The 16,407-nt window shown below is 62.9% G+C and carries 17 protein-coding genes; 10 read left to right on the top strand and 7 right to left on the bottom strand.

From position 1 onward, the window contains the following. Window positions 1–4: 4 nt before the first annotated feature. The 3 genes from hisG to hisS are packed head-to-tail and all read right to left on the bottom strand — an operon-like array spanning window position 5 to window position 3,437. Window positions 5–703 carry an ATP phosphoribosyltransferase gene (gene hisG, locus FN060_RS21800; protein ID WP_142590020.1) on the bottom strand — a complete coding sequence of 233 codons (699 nt, stop codon included), beginning with the start codon at window positions 701–703 and terminating at the stop codon, window positions 5–7. Further along, window positions 700–1,821, bottom strand: coding sequence for an ATP phosphoribosyltransferase regulatory subunit (locus FN060_RS21795; protein ID WP_142590019.1), 1,122 nt, complete (start codon window positions 1,819–1,821; stop codon window positions 700–702). Before FN060_RS21795 ends, hisG begins: the two co-directional genes overlap by 4 nt. Window positions 1,822–1,823: 2 nt before the next feature. Then, on the bottom strand, window positions 1,824–3,437 hold the full coding sequence (gene hisS / locus FN060_RS21790) for a histidine--tRNA ligase (RefSeq protein WP_142590018.1): 1,614 nt from the start codon (window positions 3,435–3,437) through the stop codon (window positions 1,824–1,826). Between the two features lie 126 nt (window positions 3,438–3,563). On the opposite strand from hisS, the gene FN060_RS21785 reads away from it, so the two are divergent. From FN060_RS21785 to FN060_RS21770, 4 genes are all read left to right on the top strand, one after another. Continuing rightward, window positions 3,564–4,328: a hypothetical protein gene (locus FN060_RS21785; RefSeq protein WP_142590017.1), complete on the top strand. Its 765-nt coding sequence runs from the start codon at window positions 3,564–3,566 to the stop codon at window positions 4,326–4,328. 40 nt (window positions 4,329–4,368) lie between these two features. Beyond that, window positions 4,369–4,737, top strand: coding sequence for a hypothetical protein (locus tag FN060_RS21780; RefSeq protein WP_142590016.1), 369 nt, complete (start codon window positions 4,369–4,371; stop codon window positions 4,735–4,737). Window positions 4,738–4,779: 42 nt separating this feature from the next. Beyond that, window positions 4,780–5,151: a CopM family metallochaperone gene (gene copM, locus FN060_RS21775; protein ID WP_142590015.1), complete on the top strand. Its 372-nt coding sequence runs from the start codon at window positions 4,780–4,782 to the stop codon at window positions 5,149–5,151. 64 nt (window positions 5,152–5,215) lie between these two features. Continuing rightward, complete coding sequence (locus tag FN060_RS21770; RefSeq protein ID WP_142590014.1) at window positions 5,216–5,926, top strand: HAD family hydrolase; 711 nt, start codon at window positions 5,216–5,218, stop codon at window positions 5,924–5,926. On the opposite strand, the gene FN060_RS21765 is transcribed toward FN060_RS21770, so the two are convergent. Further along, entirely contained in the window at window positions 5,913–6,542 is a 630-nt protein-coding gene (locus FN060_RS21765; RefSeq protein WP_142590013.1) for a DNA-3-methyladenine glycosylase I, read from the bottom strand. The genes FN060_RS21770 and FN060_RS21765 overlap by 14 nt on opposite strands. 209 nt (window positions 6,543–6,751) lie before the next feature. Between FN060_RS21765 and FN060_RS21760 the strand changes: the two genes are divergently transcribed. From FN060_RS21760 to FN060_RS21750, 3 genes are all read left to right on the top strand, one after another. Further along, on the top strand, window positions 6,752–7,510 hold the full coding sequence (locus tag FN060_RS21760; protein ID WP_142590012.1) for a L,D-transpeptidase: 759 nt from the start codon (window positions 6,752–6,754) through the stop codon (window positions 7,508–7,510). Between the two features lie 170 nt (window positions 7,511–7,680). Beyond that, window positions 7,681–8,328 (top strand): L,D-transpeptidase, encoded by a 648-nt coding sequence (locus FN060_RS21755; RefSeq protein WP_425312207.1) that lies wholly within the window; start codon window positions 7,681–7,683, stop codon window positions 8,326–8,328. A 142-nt stretch (window positions 8,329–8,470) separates the two neighbouring features. Further along, window positions 8,471–9,196, top strand: a complete 726-nt coding sequence (locus FN060_RS21750; protein WP_142590011.1) for an outer membrane protein — start codon at window positions 8,471–8,473, stop codon at window positions 9,194–9,196. A 48-nt stretch (window positions 9,197–9,244) separates the two neighbouring features. Here FN060_RS21750 and glcF read toward each other — a convergent pair whose 3' ends face one another. The 3 genes from glcF to FN060_RS21735 are packed head-to-tail and all read right to left on the bottom strand — an operon-like array spanning window position 9,245 to window position 13,185. Next, entirely contained in the window at window positions 9,245–10,543 is a 1,299-nt protein-coding gene (gene glcF / locus FN060_RS21745) for a glycolate oxidase subunit GlcF (RefSeq protein ID WP_142590010.1), read from the bottom strand. A 3-nt stretch (window positions 10,544–10,546) separates the two neighbouring features. Beyond that, window positions 10,547–11,749, bottom strand: a complete 1,203-nt coding sequence (glcE, locus tag FN060_RS21740; RefSeq protein WP_142590009.1) for a glycolate oxidase subunit GlcE — start codon at window positions 11,747–11,749, stop codon at window positions 10,547–10,549. Then, window positions 11,746–13,185 carry an FAD-linked oxidase C-terminal domain-containing protein gene (locus tag FN060_RS21735; protein ID WP_142590008.1) on the bottom strand — a complete coding sequence of 480 codons (1,440 nt, stop codon included), beginning with the start codon at window positions 13,183–13,185 and terminating at the stop codon, window positions 11,746–11,748. Before FN060_RS21735 ends, glcE begins: the two co-directional genes overlap by 4 nt. 275 nt (window positions 13,186–13,460) lie before the next feature. Between FN060_RS21735 and FN060_RS21730 the strand changes: the two genes are divergently transcribed. From FN060_RS21730 to FN060_RS21720, 3 genes are all read left to right on the top strand, one after another. Beyond that, window positions 13,461–13,961, top strand: a complete 501-nt coding sequence (locus FN060_RS21730; protein WP_142590007.1) for an NUDIX hydrolase — start codon at window positions 13,461–13,463, stop codon at window positions 13,959–13,961. Between the two features lie 150 nt (window positions 13,962–14,111). Then, window positions 14,112–15,617 carry an inorganic phosphate transporter gene (locus FN060_RS21725; protein ID WP_142590006.1) on the top strand — a complete coding sequence of 502 codons (1,506 nt, stop codon included), beginning with the start codon at window positions 14,112–14,114 and terminating at the stop codon, window positions 15,615–15,617. A gap of 12 nt (window positions 15,618–15,629) precedes the next feature. After that, window positions 15,630–16,367 carry a 16S rRNA (uracil(1498)-N(3))-methyltransferase gene (locus FN060_RS21720; RefSeq protein WP_142590005.1) on the top strand — a complete coding sequence of 246 codons (738 nt, stop codon included), beginning with the start codon at window positions 15,630–15,632 and terminating at the stop codon, window positions 16,365–16,367. Window positions 16,368–16,407 lie beyond the last annotated feature (40 nt).

Genomic DNA, 16,407 nt, shown 5'->3' with positions numbered 1-16,407 from the left:
CCGTTTAGATAACCGCGCCTTGCACTGCCTGGATGATCCGGCCGATCCGAGGGTCCCGGTCGTGCTCAGGCTTGCGTGCACGAACAAGGCAGGCTTCGCTCTTCAGGATCACGCCATCGCTAAGCACCTTCAGGTGGTTTGCCTTGAGCGTGGAGCCGGTGGAGGTGATGTCGACGATGATATCCGCCTGGCCTGCTGCCGGCGCACCCTCGGTAGCCCCTAGGCTCTCGACGATCCGGTAGAGCTGGATGCCATGCTGGCGCGAAAAGAACTGCTGCGTGAGCCGCCAGTATTTCGTGGCGATCGCAAGACGCCGGCCGTGGCGGGTGCGAAAATCGGCGGCGACGTCCCCCAGATCTTCCATCGTCTCCACATCCAGCCAGATCTCCGGCACTGCGACGACGACATCCGCCTGGCCGAAGCCGAGACGAGCACAGAATTCCACGTTGGCATCGACCTCGGCCATACCCTCGCGCACGAGATCCTCGCCGGTGACACCGAAATCGACCGCGCCGGCCGCCAGTTCCCGCGCAATCTCCGACGCCGAGAGATAGGCGACCTCGACGCCTTCCATGCCATCGATCCGACCGCGATAGGAGCGGTCATTGCCGACGGCGGATATGGCGAGGCCGGCGCGATCGAAAACAGCGGCTGTGTCGTCCTTGATGCGCCCCTTGGAGGGCAGTGCGATGGTGATCGTCATCCCTGGTCCCTCGCCTGCTCGATCCGGTCGAGCCAGAGAGCGAAGCCTACCGCCGGAATGCGATCCGTCGCCCCCAGTAACGTCAGCAGCCGGTCAAAGCGGCCGCCACCCGCAAGCACGGCCGATGACCCTGTCTCGGTCACCTCGAAAACGAGGCCGGTATAATAGTCCAAAGGACGGCCGAAGGCGGCGCGATAGGTCATGCCGGAGAGATCAAGCCCGCTTTCGGTCAGTGCGGCCAGCCGCGCGTCGAACCGGGCAAGCGCCGGGTCTAGGTCCAGCCCAGCTGCATCGGCAAAGCCCGCGAGCGCCGAGGACGCATCGGCGAGCGGCAGTCTGAGCGTCAGAAATTCCCGCAGGAGAAGCAAGGCGCCACCGTCGAGCCTCGTCTCGGCAAGCGCCCGCTTGTCCTTCAGGCGCCGCGCGATCTCGATGGGCGAACGGCTGGCATTGGTGGAGTAACCCGTCTCCTGCATGGTGCGGTCGATCCGCGCCACGAGTTCATCCTCTTCGCCCGAAGCGAGAAGGGTCGCTATCTGCGGATCGAGACCGGTGACCGGCTGCGGCCGCGCGAGCCTGTCCAGAAGCGCCTCGAGGTGTGCCATGTCGCCGAAGGCATGGATCAGCCGCTTCTGCCAGCCGAGCGGCAGGCCAAGCGCCTTCACAACAGCTTCGAAAACCGCCTGGTCGCCGAGCGTCAGCGCAAGAGTGCGTCCGGGAATAAGCCGGCCGAGAATGCCCATCGCATCGCCGATCGCGCGGGCGTCGGCGGCGGCCGTGTCGCTCTCGCCCAGATCTTCGATACCGGCCTGGTAGAACTCGTGCGAACCTTCGCGGCGCTGGCGGAAGACTTCGCCGAGATAGGAGTAGCGCCTCGGCGTGCCGGTCGCGGTCTCGATATGGCGCAGGCAGACCGGAATGGTGAATTCCGGACGCAGGCAGAGGCTGGCGCCGGTTTCGCTCTCGGTCAGGAAGATGCGGCGGCGCAGGTCCTCGCCGGCCATGTCGAGAAAGGGCTCGGCCGGCTGGATCACCGGCGTGTTGACCCGCGCCGTTTGGCGCGTCTCGAACTCCTCCAGCAGGTCACCGGCAAAAGCCGGCATGTCGATCAGCGGCATGGTCAGCCTGCCCGCCGCCGGTCTTCCGCCTGGGCGGCCAGGATTTCCTTTACCTTGGCAACGAGGTCGGCTTCCGGAACCGTCTCCTGCGCCACCCGCGCCTCGCGCCAGGCGGCGTTATCCTCGATCTCGCCAGAGAGGCGCTTGCCCTCGATCAGGTCCTTGATCTGGACGACGCCCTCTGCCCGCTCGTCGCCGCCCTGTATGATGGCGATGGGTGAGCCGCGGCGGTCGGCATATTTCAGCTGGTTGCCGAACTTCTTCCAGTTGCCCTGGTACATTTCGGCCCGAATACCGGCATTGCGAAGCTCCTGCGTGAAGCGCTGGTAGCGGCCCATGCTGTCGACATCGCCGTCCATGACGGTGACGAGGACTGGACCAAGCACTTCGTCCTGTCCCAGCTTGCCGAGGTTCTTCAGCGCCGTCATCAGGCGCGAGACACCGATGGAAAAGCCGGTGGCGGGAACCGGCTGTCCCATGAAGCGCGACACGAGCCCGTCATAGCGCCCGCCGCCGCCGACGGAGCCGAACACGACCTTTTCACCCTTTTCGTTGGTGACGTCGAAGAGGAGTTCAGCTTCGAAAACCGGACCGGTGTAGTATTCCAGGCCGCGGACGACGGAGGGGTCGATTGTAATACGATGCGTTCCATACCCTGCCGCGCTGAAAATCTCCGCCATGATACGGAGCTCTGCAGCCGCAGCCCGGCCAGTGTCGTTGTCGGCTCCTCTTTGACCTACCATTTCCGCCAGATCGAGGTTATCCAGCCAAAGAGCCTCTGGATCATCTAGCTGCCGCTGATCCAGTACAACATTGTCAACCAGTCCACCCGACTTGGCACGTGTGAACCGAGCACCAGTCGAGAAGAACACGATCTTCTCCTCAACGATCTTGATCTGCTCCTCGTCCAGACCAGCACCTTTAGTGAAGTCGCCGCTCTCATCCCTGCGACCCTCGCCAAGCAACAGGCGGACACCCTCCGGCCCAAATTTGTCGAGCTTGTCGATCGCGCGCAGGACGCTCAACCGGCGCCCGGCATTCTCCTCGCCGCCAAGCCCGATTGCCTCCATGACTCCGTCGAGCACCTTGCGGTTGTTCACCCGGATCACATAGTCGCCGCGCTGGATGCCGAGGGCTTCCATCGTGTCGGCCATCATCATGCACATTTCGGCATCGGCCTGGACGCCGGCTGCGCCGACCGTATCGGCATCAAACTGCATGAACTGGCGGAAGCGGCCGGGGCCGGGCTTCTCGTTGCGGAAGACATAGCCGGCGCGATAGGTGCGGAAGGGCAGTTGGATCTCGTTGAAGTTTTCGGCGACATGGCGGGCGAGCGGCGCCGTCAGGTCGTAACGCAGGCTCATCCACTGGTCGTCATCGTCCTGCAGCGAGAAGACGCCTTCGTTGGGGCGATCGGCATCCGGCAGGAACTTTCCCAAGGCGTCCGTGTACTCGAAGAGCGGCGTCTCGACCGGATCGAAGCCGTAGCGCTCGTAGACCTCGCGGATCTTGGCGATCATCTCGTTGGTGGCATGGATATCGGCAGCCGAGCGATCGACGAAGCCGCGCGGCAGGCGGGCCTTCAGCTTCTGGGGTTTCTTCTGCTTCTCGCTCATGATCGGATGTCCATTGCCGGCGGCCCGGAAGGGCCGGATTTCGTGAGCGGTTTCTTAGAGGATGGAGAAGAGAGCGGCAAGGGCGGCCGGCTGGCGGAGCCTGCCACATTTTGCTAACGCGACCTGATGATTGCCGAGGCTCTTCAATACGTCGCGACCACTCCGGGCACGCCAAGCGAATTTCGCCCTTTCCTTGGCTCCTCGGTCAGCCTCTGGTCGCGCGCCACGCGCTGCAAGGACGAATGGGCGGCGCATGAGGGAAACTGCCGGCGGTTCGTTGCCGACACGATCGGTCGGATGCGCCAGCGACGGACGGCGGTGGTGCTTGGTTCGGGGCTTCTGCGGGACGTGCCCGTGGAAGCCCTCGCCCGCACCTTCGACACGGTCGTACTGGTTGATCTGGTGCATCTGGCGAGCGTGCGCCTGTGGCTCAAAGCCAAGCGTCTGGACAATGTGCGGCTCATCCATCGGGATCTCTCGGGATTCAGCGATGCGCTGGCCGGGGAGCGCCCGGAGCCGCTCGCCTTCCTTCGGCAAGTCCCCTACCTGGACCTGGTGATCTCGGCCAACCTGCTGTCGCAGATCGGCGTGGGTGCCGAGCGCCGCCTTGAACAAGACAAGGATATGTCACCGGCGGATGTCGTACCGCAACTCCTCGAGGCACATCTGCGCGATCTGACGGCCCTGCCCTGCACGACGATTCTCCTGACGGATCTCGCCTACAGGATCGTCGGCCGCTCCGGCGAGACGCTGAAGTCGGCAGACCTCATGCACGGGGTATCCGCGCCGAATGCCGACGAGCATTGGCCATGGCCCGTCGTGCCGTTCGGGGAGCAAGGCAGAGACTATCAGATTGTCCATCAGGTCATCGCCAAGCGGGTCTTGCGATAGGACGATTGCCATGCCGCAATTCAGGAGTAAGCAGTTTCGCATGAAGCATCTATCGGCGCTGCTGCTCCTCGTCTTCTGGATATTCGCCGGCGGCGTCTCGCCTGCCGCCGCGCGTGCCGATGCGCGGGTGCCCGCCCCAGCGCTTTCGGAGCGACCAACGGGTTATCATCTCCATCAGGGTCGTTCCGCCAGCGCCTCGAGTGAACGGCAGGTGAACCGTTTCGCCGACGAGACGCATGAAGCCCCCTGTCCTATGACCTTCTGCATCATCTGCCCGGTCATCCTGCCGCCTCGTCCATTTGAGGTCGGCTATAGCGGACGCCTCTTTTATCGCGTGGGAGACAAGGCCAGGGTCATTTCCTCTTCCGAACCGTCACCTCTGGAGCGCCCACCGAAGTTCGTGATGTGAATTCCGCTCAAATCCAAACCAGAGATACGAAAAGGAAGAATTATGTCTGCAAGACACCTCATCACCACGTCCGGGCTCGCGCTCCTTCTCATGACGCCTGCCATGGCGCAGGACATGCAAGGCCACGGCCACGCCGACACCACTGCGGCTGCGTCCGACGATCCAGTGGCCAAGGCGTTCGAGGACGCCAACCTGAAGATGCACGAGGATATGGCGATCGACTATACAGGCGACGCCGATATCGACTTCGTGCGTAGTATGATCCCGCATCACCAGGGCGCAATCGACATGGCGAAGATCCAGCTCGAACACGGCAAGGATCCGGAAATGCGCAAGCTCGCTGAAGAGGTGATCAAGGCGCAGGAGGCGGAGATCGCCGACATGCGCAAGTGGCTGGAAGAACGCGGACAGTAACATTCGGAGCCGGGCAGAATCCTTGCCCGGCTCTCCTCTCCGGTCCATATGGGACGCTGGAGGATTGATCATGCGCCCCATCACGGCCATCGGCTTCGATGCCGACGACACGCTCTGGCAAAACGAGCAGTTCTACCGCCTGACAGAGGAGCATTTTGCCACTCTGCTTGGCGATTACGCCGAGGGAAGTCATGTTTCCGAGCGGCTGCTGGAGGCGGAGAAGCGGAACCTCGAGCATTACGGCTTCGGCATCAAGGGCTTCACACTCTCGATGATCGAGACGGCGATCGAGATCACGGATGGTCGCGTGCCTGCGAAGACGATCGCGGAAATCCTTGATATCGGCCGTGACCTCCTGCGCCACCCTGTCGAGACAATGCCGCATGTGGAGGAGACGCTTCGCGCACTCAACGGCGAGTACCTGCTCGTGCTGATCACGAAAGGAGACCTGTTCGACCAGGAGCGCAAGCTGGCGCAATCGGGCCTTGGCGAGCTCTTCGACGCGATCGAGATCGTCAGCGACAAGAGCGCCACCACCTACCGGCGGATCTTCTCAAAGGTCGCCGATGGACCAGACCGCGCGATGATGGTGGGAAATTCGCTGAAGTCCGACATCGTACCGGCAATCGCCGCCGGCAGTTACGGCGTCTTCGTGCCGCACGAACTGACCTGGGTGGTGGAGCATGTCGAGCCGCCGACGGACGCCCCACGCTTCCGGCAGATCGAGCATCTGGGGGAGTTGCGGGATGTCCTGGCGGAGATCACGGGCGAATGAACTCGGCCCGCAGCCGATCGACCTCGGCCTGGCAGAAGCAGCCGGTGAGATGGTCATTGACCAGCCCCATGGCCTGCATGAAGGCGTAGACGGTGGTCGGGCCGACAAAGGTCCAGCCGCGTCTCTTCAGGTCCTTGGAGAGCCGGATCGAAGTTGCGGTGGTGGGGTTCGCCCGCAGCGTTGCAAGGTCCATCACGGCCGGACGGTCGGCCGGTGACGGCTCGAAGCCCCAGAAGAATTTCGCGAGCGAGCCGAACTCGCCTCGCAGTTCCACCGCGCGGCGAGCGTTGTTGATGGTCGAGACGATCTTGCCGCGGTGGCGGATGATCCCTGCATCGGCCACCAACCGCTCCACGTCGTCCTGGCCGAACGACGCCACCTTCTCGAAATCGAAGCCAGCGAAGGCGGCCCGGAAGTTCTCCCGCTTGCGCAGGATCGTCAGCCACGACAACCCCGACTGGAAACCTTCGAGGCAGATCTTTTCGAACAACCGGAAGTCATCGGTCACCGGCCGCCCCCACTCCTCGTCATGGTAGCGGCGATAGTCGTCGAGCCCTCCATGCCAGAAGCACCGCGAACGGCCGTCTTCGCCGATGATGATCCCCGTCTTTTCCATTGTCGCCCTCTGTTAATGCGCCGCGCGCTGGATTCAGTCCTGGTCAACCATGTCCCCAAACCAGCCGGTAACCCTGCCGAAAGGTTTATGCCCACAGCCGTATTTGAATCGCCACCCGTTTACACTTCCCTCGTTCTCCATTGGCAGCGTGAACTGCGAAGCGGGCGGTGACCGCCCTATCGGTGCATGTGTAACGAGTGGATCCGACGATGAACAAGATGCTTCTGCTGGCCCTCGGCCTTATTCCCGCCTTTGCGACGATGGCGCAGGCGAATGATCGCTATCGCGAGCGACCGCCGGTGATCGTCAGTCCCGATCTCGCGGCACCGTGGATCCTGCAGCTCGGGGGCGGGAACGTACGTCCGGTGGTCTATCCGACGCGTCCGGAAAAGCCACGTGGTCTTTTCCAGCCCAGAACACAACGGGAAGTCCAGCGTCGCCCGCAGACGACCCGCCAAGGCATGGTGCAGCCGGCCAGCATGCGGCCGAACAAGGTCGTCCGCAGTCAGATCGAGCCGCAGTTCCTGCCGCAGACGGTCGCTTATGAAACGAAGCATGCTCCTGGCACGATCGTCATCGACACCAACAACCGCTTCCTCTACCTCGTCACCGGCAACGGGAAGGCTCGCCGCTACGGCGTCGGCGTCGGCAAGCCAGGCTTCGAATGGGCCGGGACCCACAAGGTCACCCGGAAGGCGGAGTGGCCGCGCTGGGTTCCACCGAAAGAGATGATCGCCCGCGAGGCTGCGAAAGGGCATTTCCTGCCGGCCAGTATGGACGGCGGTCCCGCAAATCCGCTTGGTGCGCGAGCCATGTATCTCGGCTCGACGCTCTACCGAATTCACGGGACCAATGCCCCGTGGACCATCGGCAGCGCCGTTTCCTCGGGCTGCATCCGCATGCGAAACGAGGACGTGGTCGATCTCTACGAGCGGGTTAAGGTGGGGACGAAGGTTATCGTAATGTGATGGATTGTGGCCGCTCCGCCACGGCGCGGCCGGTTTCTCGTCCGAGGGACGTCGTGATTCGCTTCCCTCTGCTTGCCGTTTGTCATGTGCCGGGACATCTTGCTCCCCATCCACCGCAGAGCGGCAAGAGGGGTAAGATGAAAACCAGGACACTGATGATCGTCGCCAGCATGATGGCGGCGATGATGGCGAGCGAGGCTCCGGCTCAAAGTTCTGGAGCCCGGCCGGCGACGACGGCAAGCGACGTGGCACCTTCGGTGCGCGATCGCGCCGTGCCCGAGAAATACAAGCGCCGGATGGTCCGCTTTTCCACCAACGAAGCACCCGGCACGATCATCGTCGATACCCACAACAAGTTCCTCTACTACGTGGAAGGCAAGAACCGCGCGACCCGCTATGGCATCGGCGTCGGTCGCGAAGGCTTCGGCTGGTCAGGGGTGGTGAAGATCGGCCGCAAGGCAGAGTGGCCGTCATGGACGCCCCCGGCGGAAATGCGCCGTCGCGAGGCGGCTCGTGGCCATATACTGCCCGCCGTCCAGAAGGGCGGCCCGGACAATCCCCTCGGCGCGCGCGCAATGTACCTCTACAAGGGTGGCCGCGACACGATCTTCCGCATCCACGGCACCAACCAGCCATGGTCGATCGGGCTCAACCTGTCCTCCGGCTGCATCCGCATGATGAACAAGGACGTGGAACACCTCTATTCACGGGCCCCCGTGGGTACGAAGGTGATCGTTATCGGACCCGGAAACAAGCATGGCGACGTCGCCTTCGAGGACCGGGGTATCGATATCCTCCGGACGCTGTTCGGCGGGTGAGGCGAAAGGGGCGACTTGCCCCCCTTCCCTTTGCAAAGATCAGGTAATGGCCAAGTTCCCTGGCGGTGGTGCAGATATGCCACAGACCTTGGGCGCGTGGACGAGTAATAATCGAATCGAAACACAACCATTTGGGCTCCTCATGCGCACCCTCGCCTCCGTATCGCTCCTGTCTTCCGCTGTCGTTCTCGGTCTTGCCACCGTCTCCTCCGTAAAAGCCGCTGACCTGGCGCCAATCGAGGCTCCGGTTGAAGCGGTGGTCGCTCCTGCGAGCACCGGCGGGTGGGAGTTCTCCGTCTACGGCGGCTACCAGACAGCGCCGCACAGCGACATAGACGTCTCCGACCAGGCAGACTTCACCGCCGGGTGGGAGGGAAACTCCTTTGAGGCGCCGCCTTATTGGGGTGTTCGCGGCACCTACTGGTTCGACGGCGGCCGGCTGTCGAACCTTGGCCTGTCGCTCGATTTTACCCATGCCAAGGTCTATGCAGACGACGATACGCTGACCGAGGCCGGTTGGAGCCGTTTCGAGATGACGGATGGCATCAACCTGCTGACGCTCAATGCGCTCTACCGCTTCCCGATCGAGGGCAGCCGTTTCACCCCTTACGTGGGCGCGGGCGTCGGCATCAACGTTCCGCATATCGAAGTGACACGTCCGAGCGGAACCACGTCCGAGTACCAGTTCGGCGGCGCGACGCTTCAGGCACAGGCCGGCGTCAAGTTCGACATTACCGATCGCTGGGCGGCCTTCGTCGAGTACAAAGGCAACTACTCCTGGATTGACGTGGACATCGACAATGGGGCTTCGCTGCAGACCGAGCTCCTCACCAACGCGGTCAACGTGGGCATTTCTCTCAAGTTCTGATATCGAGACAGAGATGATTGGAAAAGCCGGCCTTCGCGCCGGCTTTTTTCATGCCAGCTTCGCAGGCTTCGGGCCGCCATAGGCCCAATCGAGAAGTTCCACGGTGTGCAGGATTGGCAAGGCCGTGCCGCTGCCGATCTGCGTCATGCAGCCGATATTGCCGGTTGCGATAACATCCGGTTGCGTCGCTTCGATGTTGCGGACCTTGCGGGCCTTGAGTTGCGCGGAGATCTCCGGCTGCATGATGTTATAGGTGCCGGCGGAACCGCAGCAGAGGTGGCCCTCCGCCGGATCGCGGACCTTGAAACCGGCCTTCGCCAGCAGGGCCTTGGGAAGCTGCGTGATCTTCTGGCCGTGCTGCATGGAACAGGCGGAATGATAGGCAACTGTCATCCCCTTTGAATCCTGCGCAGGAAGCTCGAGGGTCGCAATATATTCTGTGACATCCTTTGCCAGCGCCGATACTCGCGCTGCCTTTTCTGCGTAGGCGGGATCAAGACGCAGCATGTGGCCATAGTCCTTGATCGTCGTACCGCATCCGGAGGCGGTGATGATGATCGCATCCAGTCCGCCGCGTTCGATCTCGCGGGTCCAGACATCCACATTGCGGCGGGCAAAGTCGAGAGCCGGGTCTTCCTTCCCCATATGGTGGACAAGCGCGCCACAACAGCCCTCACCTTCCGGCACGACCACCTCGACCCCCAGCCGGGTCAGGAGGCGAATGGCCGCCTCGTTGATGCCGCCGTCCAGAACGGGTTGGGCACAACCGGTCAGGATCGCCACCCGCCCGCGGCGCGCGACCTCCGGTGCCCGAATCCCGGGGTGGGCCGAGTCCGAATGCTTCAACCGTCCCTGCGGCGCGAGCTCCAGCATGGCCGCGACCGGCCTCAGCGGCTTGACGCCCCTGAGCAGCGGGGCAAACGGACGGCCGAGCCTGGCGAGCGCGAGAGCCGGCCGGAAGCGTGATGGATAAGGCAGGATCACGGCCAGCATCTGCCGGATCATCCTGTCCATCAGGGGACGCCGGTAGGTCTTCTCGATATGGATCCGGGCGTGGTCGACCAAGTGCATGTAGTCGACACCTGAAGGGCAGGTCGTCATGCAGGCGAGACAGGACAGGCAGCGATCGATGTGGGTGACGACCTCCGCATCTGCGGGCCGGTCGTTCTCCAGCATGTCCTTGATGAGGTAGATCCGCCCGCGCGGACTGTCGAGTTCATTGCCCAGCGTCACATAGGTCGGGCAGGTGGCAGTACAGAAGCCGCAGTGCACGCAGCGCCGCAGGATCTTCTCCGATTCCGCCACATAGGGATCTGCGAGCTGTTCGGCCGTGAAGTTTGTCTGCAAGTCTCAGGCTCCTGCCATCTTGCCGGGGCTAAATATGCCGGCGGGATCGAGCTTTTCCTTGATGCGAAGCGAAAGCGCGGCAACCGCCTCCGACTCGGGCTGAAAGGCTGGCGTGGCCGCCCTCACCCGATCCGGCGCCCTCACCAGCGTCGCATGCCCGCCCCCGAGCGCCTTGATGTAGCGCCGCAGACGTTCGGCTTCCGGATCAGCTTCCATCTGCATCCAGACCAACCCGCCCTGCCAGTCGTAGAAGGCGTCTATCCCCGCCTCCAGACGTAAAGCGGCCACAAGCTGATGACCGGTCGAGGGCGCAACGGAAACACGCCAAAGCGGTTTGTACGAGGCATCGGAATAGGGGACGACGTCTCTGATCTCGCGCCAGAGGCTGTGGCTTTCGTCTCCTCCGAGTTGCGAGATCGGGCCGAAGCGGGACATTTCTGCTTCAAGCTTTTCGAGGCGCACCGAGACCGATGCCGGAAGCCCCTCGAGTCGCAGCACCGTCGCCTCGCCTTCCGGCAACGCTCCGTTCAGGAAGCGGCCCTTCACGCTCTGGGGCAGATGAGCGGCTCCCGAGACCTCGACGGGCATGGCCATGGCAACCGCCATGGCTTGTGCCGCGGCTGCATCGTCCAGCCCCGAGATCACGATGGTCGCCACCGCCTGCGGCACGGGAAGGACCCGGAAGGTGACCTCCGTGATGAAGCCCAGCGTCCCATGTGACCCGGCCAGCAGCTTCACGAGGTCAAGACCGGTGACGTTCTTCATCACCCGCCCGCCCGCGCGGATGACTTCGCCGCTGCCATTGACGAAGCGGATGCCGAGGAGGCTGTCACGGGCAGCGCCAGCGACGAAGCGGCGGGGGCCGGAAGCATTGGCGGCGAACAGGCCACCGATGGTCGGCTCGCCGGATGTGCCCATGATCGGCCGATGGTCCATTGGCTCGAACGCCATCATCTGGCCGTTCGCCGCGAGGGCGGCTTCTATCACCGCGAGCGGCGTGCCGGCCCGCGCCGTCATCACCATCTCTGCGGGTTCGTAATCGACGATGCCCGACAAGCCCCTCGAGCTCAACTGCTCGTCAGCCTCGACGGGATTGCCGAAGCCGCTGCGGGTACCTCCGCCGCAGAGCGTCAGGCGCGTGCCCCGTGCTGCGGCATTGCGAACGACATAGGCGGCGTCGGCTTCATTATGGGGTACGAAGGTCATGCGGCCGGACGCCCCTCCAGCGGGAAGACTTTGGACGGATTGAGGAGCCAACCCGCATCGAAGGCGGCGCGAACCGCCATCTGCTGGTTAAGATCGGCATCGGAATACTGGTGGCGCATCAGGTCGCGTTTCTCGATTCCAACCCCATGCTCGCCGGTCAGGCAACCGCCGGCATCGACGCAGAGCTTGAGAATTTCATTGCCAGCCTCCTCGGCGCGGGCGGCGTCTTCCGGATCATTGGCATTGAACAGGATCAGCGGATGCATGTTGCCGTCACCGGCATGGAAAACATTGGCGACCCTCAGGCCGAAGCGCGCGACGATCTCCGACGTCTTCTCCAGCACGTAGGAGAGCTTGCCAAGGGGTACCGTGCCGTCCATGCAAATGTAGTCGGCGATCCGACCGGTCGCGCCAAAGGCGGACTTGCGGCCCTTCCAGATCAGAGCCGCCTCCGTTGCGCTCTGGCTCTCGCGCACAGTCTTCACGTGATGGCGGCCGGCGATTTCCACGATGCTCTTTAGCATCGCCTCCATCTCGGCCTCCGACCCCTCTACCTCGACGATCAGCAGGGCTCCGACATCCAGGGGATAGCCGGCCTGCGCAAAGGCCTCGCAGATTTCAATCGCCGGCTTGTCCATGAACTCGATCGCTACCGGAATGATGCCGGAACCGATGATATCGGCGACACAGGCACCCGCTTGCTCCGAGGTGTCAAAGCCGAACAGAACCGGCCGGGCGCCCTCCGGCTTGGCGATCAGCCTGACCGTCGCCTCCGTGACGATACCGAGCTGGCCCTCGGAGCCGCAGACGATACCGAGCAGATCGTAGCCGGCGGCGTCGAGGTGCTTGCCGCCGAGTTCAATCACTGTTCCATCGACCAGCACCATCTTCACGCCGAGCAGGTTGTTGGTCGTCACGCCATACTTCAGACAGTGGGCGCCGCCGGAATTCATGCCGATATTGCCGCCGATCGTGCAGGCAAGCTGCGAACTCGGATCGGGCGCATAGAAGAAGCCTTGGGGACTGACGGCATCGGAGATGCTCAGATTGGTCACGCCAGCCTGGACGGTTGCGGTACGATTGCCTGGATCGACCTCGAGTATCCTCGACATTTTCGAAAGTCCGAGGACGACTGCATCTTCCTGCGGGATCGCCCCTCCAGAGAGGGAGGTGCCCGCGCCCCGCGGAACGACCGGAATACCGTAGCGGTGGCAATATTCCATCACCGCCGCCACCTGTTCCGTCGTCTTCGGCAGGACAACAGCGAGCGGCAATCGTCGATAGGAGACAAATGCGTCAGTCTCGAACGGCACAAGCTCACGCGGTTCGTGCACCAGGCATTCCGGTGGCAGGATATCCGCGAGATCCGCGATGATGGTCGCCCGCCGCGACACGACGGCCTGACGTGGCTCAAGAAACTTTATGGCATCAGACACGGCACTTCCTCCCGCGTTTGAACCGTCATAGCAGCTAGCATGGTGATATACCAAGATGCGTCAGCATGAGCATTGACGGATGAGCATTCCAGGACGCTTTCTCCAGAAGCCTGTCATCGGCGATTATCTGGGCAAACGAGAGGTCCATCCCTGCACAAGCCTCGGATAAGCACTATATTTCAAGATCAAAATAAAACGACTCACTTCTGCCTCGCCATCATGGGATCTGAGTGACCGTCACTGGCGGAAACCGCCGATCAAGGGAGGAACCCTCTTTGCAACTTCTGAACCGCCTGAAGACAGACGTCGGCCTCATGCTGCGGCGACCGCCGAAGCAGCAGTATGCCGCGCTGTGTTATCGGGCGAAGAAGAAGCAGGGGACCTGCGAAATCCTTCTCCTCACCAGCCGGGACACCGGCCGGTGGGTCATTCCGAAGGGATGGCCCATGACGGGCAAGAAGGCACATGCCGTCGCCGAACGGGAGGCGTTCGAGGAGGCCGGCGCCAAAGGCAAGATCGACAAGGAGCCGCTCGGCTTCTACCACTACCGCAAGTCGTTGCAGACAGGGCTCAAGATCCCCGTGAGGGTCCAGGTGCACGTACTCGAAGTGGAAGACATGTCGAGAAATTTCCCGGAAAAAGGCAGTCGGCGCCTGGAATGGGTATCGCCGGCAGAGGCTGCAGCGCGCGTAAATGAGGCGGAACTCAAGGAGCTCCTGCTGAGTTTCGGCGAAAGGCTGCAACAGTCGCCCCTGAAATCGGCGGCGAGCGGCTGATACGGCCGCTGTCACAAAAGTGTCATATTGCGTTAGGGGTGCAATCCCGCTAGGCGAACGGCAATAGTCGCTGGCAGCAAGACCCGAGGGTCGATGACCAATGACCAACGGCGCCGATGTCGCGCCGGCTCCCTGGCCAAAGGAACCGATATGGCACAGCAGACCCCGCGCCTCGTCAAACAGACGCTGGACAAAGACCTCGACAAGATCAGTTCGGTCGAAGCGGCGACGCATTCCGTCTCCCGACGCCTGGCAGGCCCCGGAACCGCGCTGATCTTCCTCGTCGCTGCCATGCTGTTCGCAGCTGTCGCCGTGATCGACCGACCAGGCGCGATCATCGTGATCGCTGCGGCGGCGGTCGGCGCTTACATGGCGATGAATATCGGCGCCAATGACGTAACGAACAATGTCGGGCCCGCGGTCGGCTCCAAGGCGATGTCCATGGGCCTTGCCCTCTTCATCGCGGCCGTGTTCGAGACAGCAGGCGCCATGATTGCCGGCGGCGACGTCGTCGAAACGATTTCCAAGGGCATCATCGACCCGGCGCTGTTCGAGAATACGGACATGTTCATCTGGGCAATGATGGCGGCTCTGCTGTCGTCCGCCCTCTGGGTCAATCTCGCGACCTGGCTAGGCGCTCCCGTTTCTACGACCCATGCGGTCGTGGGCGGCGTGGTCGGCGCGGGCATTGCTGCGGCGGGCTTCGGATCGGTGGACTGGGGTCAAATGGGCGGCATCGCCGCCAGCTGGGTGATATCTCCGCTGATGGGCGGAGTGGTTGCGGCCGCCTTCCTTGCCTTCATCAAGGAGTTCATCATCTATCGCCATGATAAGATCACCGCGGCCCGTCGCTGGGTACCGGTGCTCATCGCCGTCATGGTCGGGGCGTTTTCCTCCTATCTGGCCCTCAAGGGCCTTCGCCAGCTTGTCCATGTCTCGTTGCTGAACGCCGTGCTCATCGGTCTGGTGGCAGGTGCGCTCGCCTGGGCCGTGAGCGTGCCATTGATCCGCCGCCAGTCGCAGGGGCTGGAGAACCGCAACCAGTCGCTGCGCAAGCTCTTCCAGATGCCGCTGATCTTCTCTGCAGCGCTTCTGTCTTTCGCCCACGGCGCCAACGATGTCGCCAATGCCATCGGCCCGCTTTCGGCCATCGTCTCGGTTGCGCAGGGAGGCGGCGTCTCCGGCGCGGTAACCATTCCGTTGTGGGTCATGATCATCGGAGCTCTCGGCATCTCCGTGGGGCTTCTGCTATTCGGTCCGCGGCTCATCCGGCTCGTGGGCGAGCAGATCACCAAGCTCAACCCGATGCGGGCATTCTGCGTGTCGCTGTCGGCGGCGCTGACGGTCATCATCGCTTCCTGGCTCGGCCTGCCGGTAAGCTCCACCCATATCGCCGTCGGGGCAGTGTTCGGCGTCGGCTTCTTCCGCGAGTGGTATACCCGCAACTCGAAACGCCGGGTCGAGTACATGAAGATGAAGGCGGACAAGTGGGAGATCGAAGAACGGCCGGAGCGGAACGCGGAAGAACTGCGCCGGCGCTACCTCGTCCGCCGCTCGCACTTCATGACCATCGTCGCGGCCTGGGTTATCACCGTCCCGGCGGCCGGCGCTCTTGCGGCGCTCCTCTATCTGGTTATGTCTCTGTTCTTCCTCTGAGGGTGAACGGAAATGCGCGCCAACTTTAGAATGCAACGGCTTTTCCTGGAGAATGATCTCGCGGCCGGCGTTCGGATCGAGGCGAAGCCCGAGCAGTTCAACTACCTCGCCAATGTCCTTCGCCTGGCAGAGGGAGCCGAGATCCTCATCTTTAACGGCCGCGACGGTGAGTGGATGGCGCGCCTCGCATTCCCGTCGCGCAAGAAACTGTTGGTCGAATGTGTGGAGCAGACACGGCCGCAACCGGAGACACCGGATCTTCAATACCTCTTCGCGCCGCTGAAGGTCGGTCGACTCGACTATATGGTCCAGAAGGCCGTCGAGATGGGTGTGGGTCTCCTGCAACCGGTGATGACCCAGCATGTCCAGGGCAAGATCACCAACCTCGATCGCCTGCAGGCAAATGCGATCGAGGCGGCGGAGCAGTGCGGCATATTGTCGGTTCCGCCGGTCATGCCCCCGAAGCGGCTGCGCGACCTGCTTGACGAATGGCCGACGGACCGAAGGATCATCTTCTGCGACGAAGGCGAGGAAGGCCAGAATCCCCTCGCCGCCATGGCAGCGCTTGAGGGCGAGCGCCTTGCCCTTCTCGTGGGCCCGGAAGGCGGATTCTCGGAAGAGGAACGCGAATTGTTGCGCAGTCTCGATTTCGTCACTCCGATCCCTCTCGGTCCCCGCATCCTGCGGGCAGATACCGCAGCCGTCGCGGCGCTCGCGGTGATCCAAGCCAGCATCGGCGATTGGCGATGACGACCCATCGTGAATTTCTGAAAGCATCTTGAAACAAATT

It is taken from the genome of Pseudorhizobium halotolerans (assembly GCF_902153235.2).
In the GTDB taxonomy this organism is placed as follows: Bacteria; Pseudomonadota; Alphaproteobacteria; order Rhizobiales; family Rhizobiaceae; genus Neorhizobium; species Neorhizobium flavum.
The sequence above is the reverse complement of the archived record's forward strand: the minus strand, read 5'-3'. Positions and strand labels throughout refer to the sequence as shown.

Bases quoted from the DNA above. Each gene is read 5' to 3' on its own strand.
- FN060_RS21725 (WP_142590006.1), top strand. From the start codon at position 14,112: ATGGCACAGCAGACCCCGCGCCTCGTCAAACAGACGCTGGACAAAGAC.
- glcE (WP_142590009.1), bottom strand. From the start codon at position 11,749: ATGACCTTCGTACCCCATAATGAAGCCGACGCCGCCTATGTCGTTCGC.
- hisS (WP_142590018.1), bottom strand. From the start codon at position 3,437: ATGAGCGAGAAGCAGAAGAAACCCCAGAAGCTGAAGGCCCGCCTGCCG.
- FN060_RS21795 (WP_142590019.1), bottom strand. From the start codon at position 1,821: ATGCCGCTGATCGACATGCCGGCTTTTGCCGGTGACCTGCTGGAGGAG.
- FN060_RS21760 (WP_142590012.1), top strand. From the start codon at position 6,752: ATGAACAAGATGCTTCTGCTGGCCCTCGGCCTTATTCCCGCCTTTGCG.
- copM (WP_142590015.1), top strand. From the start codon at position 4,780: ATGTCTGCAAGACACCTCATCACCACGTCCGGGCTCGCGCTCCTTCTC.
- hisG (WP_142590020.1), bottom strand. From the start codon at position 703: ATGACGATCACCATCGCACTGCCCTCCAAGGGGCGCATCAAGGACGAC.
- FN060_RS21750 (WP_142590011.1), top strand. From the start codon at position 8,471: ATGCGCACCCTCGCCTCCGTATCGCTCCTGTCTTCCGCTGTCGTTCTC.
- FN060_RS21765 (WP_142590013.1), bottom strand. From the start codon at position 6,542: ATGGAAAAGACGGGGATCATCATCGGCGAAGACGGCCGTTCGCGGTGC.
- FN060_RS21720 (WP_142590005.1), top strand. From the start codon at position 15,630: ATGCGCGCCAACTTTAGAATGCAACGGCTTTTCCTGGAGAATGATCTC.
- FN060_RS21780 (WP_142590016.1), top strand. From the start codon at position 4,369: ATGAAGCATCTATCGGCGCTGCTGCTCCTCGTCTTCTGGATATTCGCC.
- FN060_RS21755 (WP_425312207.1), top strand. From the start codon at position 7,681: ATGATGGCGGCGATGATGGCGAGCGAGGCTCCGGCTCAAAGTTCTGGA.
- FN060_RS21785 (WP_142590017.1), top strand. From the start codon at position 3,564: ATGATTGCCGAGGCTCTTCAATACGTCGCGACCACTCCGGGCACGCCA.